This window comes from uncultured Ralstonia sp., from assembly GCA_913056305.1.
Taxonomy (GTDB): domain Bacteria; phylum Pseudomonadota; class Gammaproteobacteria; order Burkholderiales; family Burkholderiaceae; genus Ralstonia.
The window spans coordinates 1-7,649 of the sequence record CAJXMR010000217.1 but is presented as its reverse complement, the minus strand read 5'-3'; the positions used below and the strand labels follow the sequence as shown (position 1 = coordinate 7,649).

Here is a 7,649-nt window from a genome sequence, read left to right as displayed (position 1 = left end):
GGCAGGAAGGCGGTCGGCAGTTGCATGAACAGCAGCACCACCACGCCGATCACCGCACCGTAGGCAATCAGCCCGCGCCCGGTGCGGTTCAGCAACCTGGCCACGCCGCCCTGGTAGCGCGCGGTCAGCCGCGCAAAGCCACGGTTGAACGCGCCGAAGAAGCCCTTGCGCTCGGTGCCGTGGCCCGTCTCCACCGGCTTGAGCAAGGTCGCGCACAGCGCCGGCGTCAAGGTCAGCGCCAGGAACGCCGAAAACACCATCGACACCGCCAGCGACAGCGAGAACTGCCGGTAGATGTTGCCCACCGCGCCACCAAAGAACGCCATCGGCACGAACACCGCCGTCAGCACCAGCGAGATGCCGACGATGGCCCCACTGATCTGGCGCATGGCCTTGGCCGTCGCCTCGCGCGGCGAGAGGCCTTCTTCGTGCATCACGCGCTCGACGTTCTCCACCACCACGATGGCATCGTCGACCAGGATGCCGATCGCCAGCACCAGGCCGAACAGCGTCAGCACGTTGATGGAGAAGCCCATCGGCAGCATCACGGCAAACGTGCCCAGCAGCGCGATCGGCACCACCAGCGTGGGGATCAGCGTGGCGCGCAGGTTCTGCATGAACAGCATCATCACCAGGAACACCAGCACCACGGCTTCGAGCAGCGTCTTGACCACCTGCTCGATGGCGATGCCGACAAAGCGCGAACTGTCATACGCCACCTCGTAGCGCACGCCTGGCGGGAAGTGCGCCTGCGCCTCGTCCAGCACCGCGCGCACGCGCTTGGCCACGCCCACGGCATTGGCGCCCGGCGCCAGCTTGATGCCGATGGTGGTTGCCGGCTTGCCGTTCATGCGCGAGAGGTACAAATAATCGCTGCCGCCCAACTCCACGCGCGCCACGTCGCGCAGCAGCACCATGCGGCCCTGCGCGTCCGCACGCAGCGGAATCTGGCCGAACGCCTCGGGCGAGGTCAGGCCATCGTCGCCGGTGATGCTGGCGTTGATGGGCGCGCTGCCCGGCACCGCCCCGCTGCCGATCTCGCCCACCGTGATGCGCGCGTTGTAGCGGCGCACCGCGTCGCTCAGGTCACCGGCGGTGAGGCCGAGCGCGGTGAGCTTGTCGGCGTCGGGCCAGATGCGCATGGCGTACTCGGCGTCGAACAGCTGTGCCGTGCCGACGCCGGGCACACGGCGCAGTTGCGGGATCAGGTCGGAAGATGCCAGGTCGCCCAGGTCGATGCCGTCGAAGCGGCCACGGTCGGCCGTCAGCGACAGGTACATCATGTAATCCTCGGCGGCCTTCTCGATGCGGATGCCGTTGCGGCGCACGACCTCGGGCAGGCGCTCCTCGACGGTCTTCAGGCGGTTCTGCACCTCCACCGCCGCCAGGTCCGGGCTGGTGCCCTGCTTGAACGCGAGGTTGATCGACACGTTGCCCGCCGCATCGGACGACGACGACATGTACAGCAGGCCCGGCGCGCCGTTCATCTCGCGCTCGATGATGGCGGTGACGGCGCTCTCCACCGTGCGCGCGGACGCGCCCGGATAGTTGGCCGAGATGCTGACGTTGGGCGGCGCGATGGTGGGGTACTGCGCCACCGGCAGGCGCGGCAGCGCAAGCAGGCCGGCCAGGATGATGGCCAGCGCAATCACCCAGGCAAAGACCGGGCGGTCGATGAAGAAGCGTGCCATGGTCAGCCCTTGTTCGGCTTGGCCGGCTCGGCTTCCGCACGCCTGGTGGCGGGCACCGGCTTGACGGCCATGCCGGCTTCCAGCGTCTGCATGCCGGGGATGGCGATGCGCTCGCCACCGGCCAGACCGCTGGTCACCAGCCATTGGTCACCGGCCAACGTTTGCGCGGCCACGGGCTGCGCGGCCAGCGTGTTGTCGGCCTTCACCACGAACACCGAGGCACCATGGCGATCGCGCTGCAGGGCGCCGCGCGGGATCGTCACCGCGCCCTGCTGCACGGCGTGCGAGAGCTTCACGCGCACGTACATGCCGGGAAGCAGCAGGCCGTCCGGGTTCGGCAGCACGGCACGCATCGAGACGTTGTCGGTAGCACGGTCCACCGCCAAGTCGGAGAACAGCAGACGTGCCGGGCGGTCGTAGGCCACGCCATCGCTCAGGACCACCTGCACGCCGATGTCCTCGCCGGACAGCGCGGACGCCTGCCCCTTCTTGAGCGCGCGCTGCAGGGCGAGCACCTCGGCGGCCGGCTGGGAGAAATCGACGTAGATCGGGTCGATCTGCTCGACGGTGGTGAGCGGCGTGGCGGCGTCTTCCTTGACCAGCGCGCCTTCGGTCACCTGCGCGCGCCGCGAGCGGCCGGCGATGGGTGCCGTGACCGTGGCGTAGCCCAGGCGCAGCTGTGCGGTTTCCAGCGCAGCACGCGCGGAGACCACGTCGGCGGCGGCCTGGCGCTCGGCGGCCTGCGCTTCAGCGTATTCGAGTTCGCTCACGGCGCGCGTGGCGGCCAGACCCTTGTAGCGCGCGGCCTTGTCGCGGGCGATGGCTTCCTGCGCCTGCGCACGGGCCAGCGCCCCTTGCGCGGCGTCCACCTGCGCCTTGAGCGGGGCCGGGTCGATGCGGAACAGCACCTGGCCGGCCTTCACGACCTGGCCCTCTTGATAGGCGCGCTTGAGGACGATGCCGTCCACCCGCGCGCGCACTTCCGCCGTGCGGTACGGCTCCAGGCGGCCGGGCAGCTCGGTCTCAAGCGGCGTATCGGAGCGCTGCGCAACGGCAAATTCGACCTCTGGCGGACCAGCCGGCTTGGCGACCTCGTCGGCGTGCTTGCCGCAGGCTTGCAACGCAGCCAGCGCGCACGCGCACACCAGCCATCGGGACAAATGAGAACCTCGGGACAACGGGGAGAACATCATGGGAAGGGGGCTGGGCGCGTGCGCACCCGACAGACCAGAAAGCGAAGCGGAAGGCATCCTAGCACGCTAATCCGTCACGACTGATTAATTATTTCCTCAATCTGATCAACGCCTTACGTTCCACCACTACAATGCTGCCGTCCTCACACCCGCAGCACCGCACCGCCCGCACGCCATGGCCCGCAAGACCCCGATCGAATCGCAGAAAACCCGCGACAGCATCCTCGACGCCGCCGAGCGCGTGTTCGCCGCCAAGGGCGTCGCCGGCACGACCATGGCTGACATTGCGGAGGCGGCCGGCATCTCACGCGGGGCGGTCTATGGGCACTATGGCAACACCGCCGAAGTGTGCATCGCCATGAGCGAACGGGCGCTGGCCATTGCGCCGGAAGCCGCGCACCTGACGCTGGGCATGGATGAGACGGGGGACGACCCGCTGGGCGCGCTGTGGCGCATCGTGCTGGGGTATTTCGACGCCATCCAGCGCCCCGGGCGGCTGCGCACCGTGCTGGAGGTGCTCTACTACAAGTGCGAGCACGTCGAGGCCAACCGGCCCATCCTGGAATGGAACAACCGCGTCAGCCGCACCGAGCTGCTGCAGATGGAGCAACTGCTGGCCGCCGCCGTCGAGCGCGGCCAGCTACCCGCCGACCTGGACGTGCGCCGCGCCAATGCCTACCTCAACGCGGTGCTGTACGGGCTGATCGACCTGCACTACTTCGCCAGCCCGTTCTTCGACGTGGCCGGCGACGGGCGCGAGGTGCTGGAAGCCAGCCTGGAGACGCTGCGCTACTCGACGCGGCTGCGCAAGACGGTCGCCTGAATCGGCCTCAGAACACGCGGCCGAGCTGCAGGTAAACGTTCCACACGCCCTGCGGCGCCACCGCAAAGCCAAAATACAGCGGCCCGATCGGGCTGTTGCCACCGATGAAGACGCTGGCGCTCTTCTTGTAAGCGCCATGACCAAAGGTCTCCCGGTCCTGCCAGACGCTGCCGGCCTCCAGGCTGGTGCCGAACACGGGCGAGCGCAGCCCCAGCAGATCGGTGACGCGCATGTCATAGAGATACGTCAGGCGGCTGTAGAGCAGATAGTTGCCCAGAAACTGGTCCTGCGCATAGGCCGACAGGTGCTGGAAGCCCCCCAGGAAGAAGCCGTCGTTGTTGCGATTGTCGCCGTTCAAGCCGAATTGGCCGCCGCCTTCCAGCGCCACGTTCAGCGTGTGGCGACCATGGCTGACCGCCCACAGGCCCTTCGCCTGCGCAAGGTTGAAACGCTCGTCCAAGGAGCCCAGCCCACCTTCCACGCTGCCGAACAGGTAATAGCCCGCACGTGGAAACAGCGGGTCGTCGAGTTGGTCGATGGTGATCTGGGCGCGCACGGCCGGCTGGCGGGAGCGCTGCGTATCGAACTCCGGAACCACGACGCTTGGATCGCTGGAGACGTTCTGGTTATAGACCGGCGTGCGGACGATCTGCATATAGTTGAAACCGACGCGCAACTCCCCCTTGCGCCCGAGCGGCATACCCAGGTCGATGCCAGCGCGCGCGGTTTCGATGTTGAACGCCGTGTAGGGGACGTCCTTGTCGGACGACAAAATGTTATCGGGATCGTACAAGTCGGCGCGCCGGCGCGAATACTCCGCATACGGGGCGATGTAATACCCCAGCGACTGCCACAGCGGCTGCCGCAATTCCGTATGGATGCTCGCGCGGTTGCTGCCCAGCACGATGTCGTTGCGCCATTCCAGCCCACTCTGGGTGATCCACGGGAAGCGGTGGCCGAGGTTGACGTTGAACGCGCCGCGCCCTTCAAAGTTGGTCGACATGCCAACCCCGAACAGGAAGAGCTGCGGCCCCCACGACTTTTCGTGCGCATCGATCTTGAGCGTATGCACGCCGTTGTCGACCACCAGTTGCTGCGTCACGCTCTCGAAATCGCCGGAGGTCGACAGCGCGGAGAGATCGCGGTTGAGCTGCTCGGCATCGTAGGGGTCGCCCTCGTGCACGTTCAGCAACTGGCGCACGCGCACCACCGGAATGCGGCCGGTCGTCGTCACGTCGATGGCGTCGATGCGGGTGTCCTTGGCCAACGCCGCCTGCGGGTGGTGCCCCGCGCGATAGTCCGCATACGCCTGCGGTGACAGCGACAACGCCGCCAGCTTCGCCTCCACGCCGCGCGCGGCGTTCTCACCCGCGCGCACGCCCTGCGCCCCCTTGGCGAAATCGGTGAGGGAGATATCGGTCAGGCGCGGCTCGATCAGCACGTCGGCGCGGCGCAGCAGCGCCTTCTGCGCATTGACGTTCTGGTCGACCAGGATGTTGATCATCTGCTGCGTCACCGCCGCCGGCGAGGTCAGCTCGTCGGGCCGCTGCAGGCCCGAGCCGATGTTGACGGCAATGACGATGTCCACGCCCATGTCGCGCGCCAATTGCACCGGCAGGTTGCTAACCAGGCCGCCATCGACCAGCGTGCGCCCGTTCACCTCGATGGGCGCAAACAGGCCGGGCACCGCCATGCTGGCGCGCATGGCCAGCGGCAGCGAGCCGTGGTCGAGGATCACCCCCTGGCCGGTGGCCAGATCAGTCGCCATGGCACGGAACGGGATCGGCAGGTGCGCGAAATCGAGGTTGTCCGGCCACTGCGCGGTCCAGTTCTTGAGCAGGCCCAGCAGCCGGTTGCCCTGCACCAGCCCGGCCGGCAGCTTGATCTGTCCGTCACCGTAACCGGCCGACAGGCCGATCGGGTATTGGAAATCGTCTTCGCGCAGCGATTGCGGCAGCTTGGCGCGCTCGTTGCGGTCGAAGGCGATGTCGCTCAGGTTGACCTGCGAGAGCTTCTGCTCCAGCTCATCCGCGCGCAGCCCGCTGGCGTACAGGCCGCCCACCACGGCTCCCATGCTGGTGGCGGCAATGGCGTCGACCGGGATGCGCATGCGCTCGAGCATCTTCAGCACCCCGATATGCGCGTAGCCGCGGGCACCGCCGCCGGAGAGCACCAGCCCGATGCGCGGCCGCTTGGCTTCGGCGGGCGGCGCATCGGTGTCGGGCGGGGTCTGGGCATGCGCGCCTGGCGGCAGCCAGATCAGCACCGCCAGCCAGGCGGTGGTCAGACGAAAAAGCACGCGGCGGAGCGGGAAAGCCGTCGAAAAGGCCATGCGAGATCGGGCGGGAGTCTTGTTTTAGGGACAACCGTGGTTAACGGCGCAGCGCAATGATTCCACAACCGGGATTTACCCGGTGCATTTCGTGGCAGGGCGCCACACCGGGCAGCGCGGGCCGATGAATACTTTTCAAGACGAAAGTGACAGAATATTGCCCGGATCGCTGCACGCTTGTTCATACAATCCGCGATTGCCGCCACGCGCGCAAAAGAAGAGACGACGATTGGCAAACGGTGCCCTACCCTAGCCAAAACGCCCAAGACACTGGAGGAGATCAAGATGTGGAATCAAGTCTATGACCCGCTCGGCAATGCCGCGTGGTCGACCATCGCGGCCGGCATACCGGTGGCGGTGCTGCTATGTTCGCTGGCCTTCTTTCATATGCAGGCCCATCTGGCCGCGGGCCTGGCACTGATCGTCGGGGTGGGCATCGCCTCGTTCGTGTTCGGCATGCCGGCGGCGATGGCGGGCAAGGCCGCCGGCCTTGGCATCGTTTCCGGCCTGTTCCCGATCGGCTGGATCGTCCTCAACATCATCTTCCTGCACCGGCTCACCACCTTGAACGGCTCATTCAAGGTGTTGCAGAGCTCCATCTCCGGCATCACCGAAGACCGCCGCCTGCAGCTGCTGCTGGTGGCCTTCAGCTTCGGCGCATTCTTTGAGGGCGCGGCCGGCTTCGGCACGCCGGTGGCGGTGACGGGCGCGATCCTGATCGGCCTGGGCTTCTCGCCGCTGGCGGCATCAGGCCTCGCGCTGATCGCCAACACCGCGCCGGTGGCCTACGGGGCGCTGGGTGCACCGATCATCGGCCTGGCCTCGGTGACCGGGCTGCCGCTGGGCGACCTGTCCGCCATGATCGGCCGCCAGCTGCCATTCTTCTCGGTGCTGGTGCCGTTCTGGCTGATCTGGGCGTTTGCGGGATTCCGCGGCATGCTGCAGATCTGGCCGGCGATCCTGGTGGCGGGCGTGACCTTTGCCATCCCGCAGTTCCTGGTGTCGAACTTCCACGGCCCGTGGCTGGTGGACGTGATTGCGGCGCTGGTGTCGATGGGCGCGCTCACGCTGTTCCTCAAGGTGTGGCATCCCAAGACCATCTGGACGTCGACCGCCCTGCGCAACCGCCACGACGATTCGCGCGTCGACCCGGAAGCCGCCGCCGAGGCGCGCGCCGCCACCACTGCCGGCGACGCCAAGATCAGCCGCGTCCAGGCCTGGCTGCCGTGGGTGATCCTGACCGTGTTCGTGTTCCTGTGGGGCGTGCCGCAATTCAAGGCCTTCGCCGATGGCCTGTGGCAGTTCAAGTTTGCCATCCCGGGCCTGGACAAGATGGTCCTGAAGGGACCGCCGGTGGTCGCCAAGGTCACGGCTGAAGGCGCGGTGTTCACCTTCAACGTGCTGTCGATGGCGGGCACGGGCATCCTGGTCTCGGCCGTGATCGGCGGGCTGCTGATGGGCTACTCGGTGCCGCGCATGGTCAAGGAGTACTGGAACACCATCAAGCTCACGCGCTATTCGCTGCTAACCATCTGCGCGATGTTCGGCATCGGCTACCTGACCCGCTACTCCGGTCTGGACGCGACGCTGGGCCTGGCCTTCGCCCACAC

General features: G+C 67.2%; 5 protein-coding genes. 2 read left to right on the top strand and 3 right to left on the bottom strand.

Features of this window, described 5'->3' with window-relative positions; all coding sequences use genetic code 11:
• The coding region (locus QZ609_RS22195) for an efflux RND transporter permease subunit (protein WP_295499582.1) at positions 1–1,691 on the bottom strand (1,691 nt) is incomplete at its 3' end.
• Positions 1,692–1,693: 2 nt separating this feature from the next.
• On the bottom strand, positions 1,694–2,851 hold the full coding sequence (locus QZ609_RS22190; RefSeq protein WP_295499580.1) for an efflux RND transporter periplasmic adaptor subunit: 1,158 nt from the start codon (positions 2,849–2,851) through the stop codon (positions 1,694–1,696).
• A gap of 208 nt (positions 2,852–3,059) precedes the next feature.
• Here QZ609_RS22190 and QZ609_RS22185 point away from each other — a divergent pair, with 208 nt between their 5' ends.
• Positions 3,060–3,707: a TetR family transcriptional regulator gene (locus QZ609_RS22185; protein ID WP_295499578.1), complete on the top strand. Its 648-nt coding sequence runs from the start codon at positions 3,060–3,062 to the stop codon at positions 3,705–3,707.
• A 7-nt stretch (positions 3,708–3,714) separates the two neighbouring features.
• Here the strand turns inward: QZ609_RS22185 and QZ609_RS22180 are convergent, their stop codons facing one another.
• Entirely contained in the window at positions 3,715–6,039 is a 2,325-nt protein-coding gene (locus QZ609_RS22180; RefSeq protein ID WP_295499576.1) for a patatin-like phospholipase family protein, read from the bottom strand.
• Positions 6,040–6,324: 285 nt separating this feature from the next.
• On the opposite strand from QZ609_RS22180, the gene QZ609_RS22175 reads away from it, so the two are divergent.
• A partial coding sequence (locus QZ609_RS22175; protein WP_295499574.1) for an L-lactate permease occupies positions 6,325–7,649 on the top strand: 1,325 nt, incomplete at its 3' end.

Excerpts from the sequence above, each read along its gene's own strand:
- QZ609_RS22180 (WP_295499576.1), bottom strand. The coding sequence starts at position 6,039 with ATGGCCTTTTCGACGGCTTTCCCGCTCCGCCGCGTGCTTTTTCGTCTG.
- QZ609_RS22185 (WP_295499578.1), top strand. The coding sequence starts at position 3,060 with ATGGCCCGCAAGACCCCGATCGAATCGCAGAAAACCCGCGACAGCATC.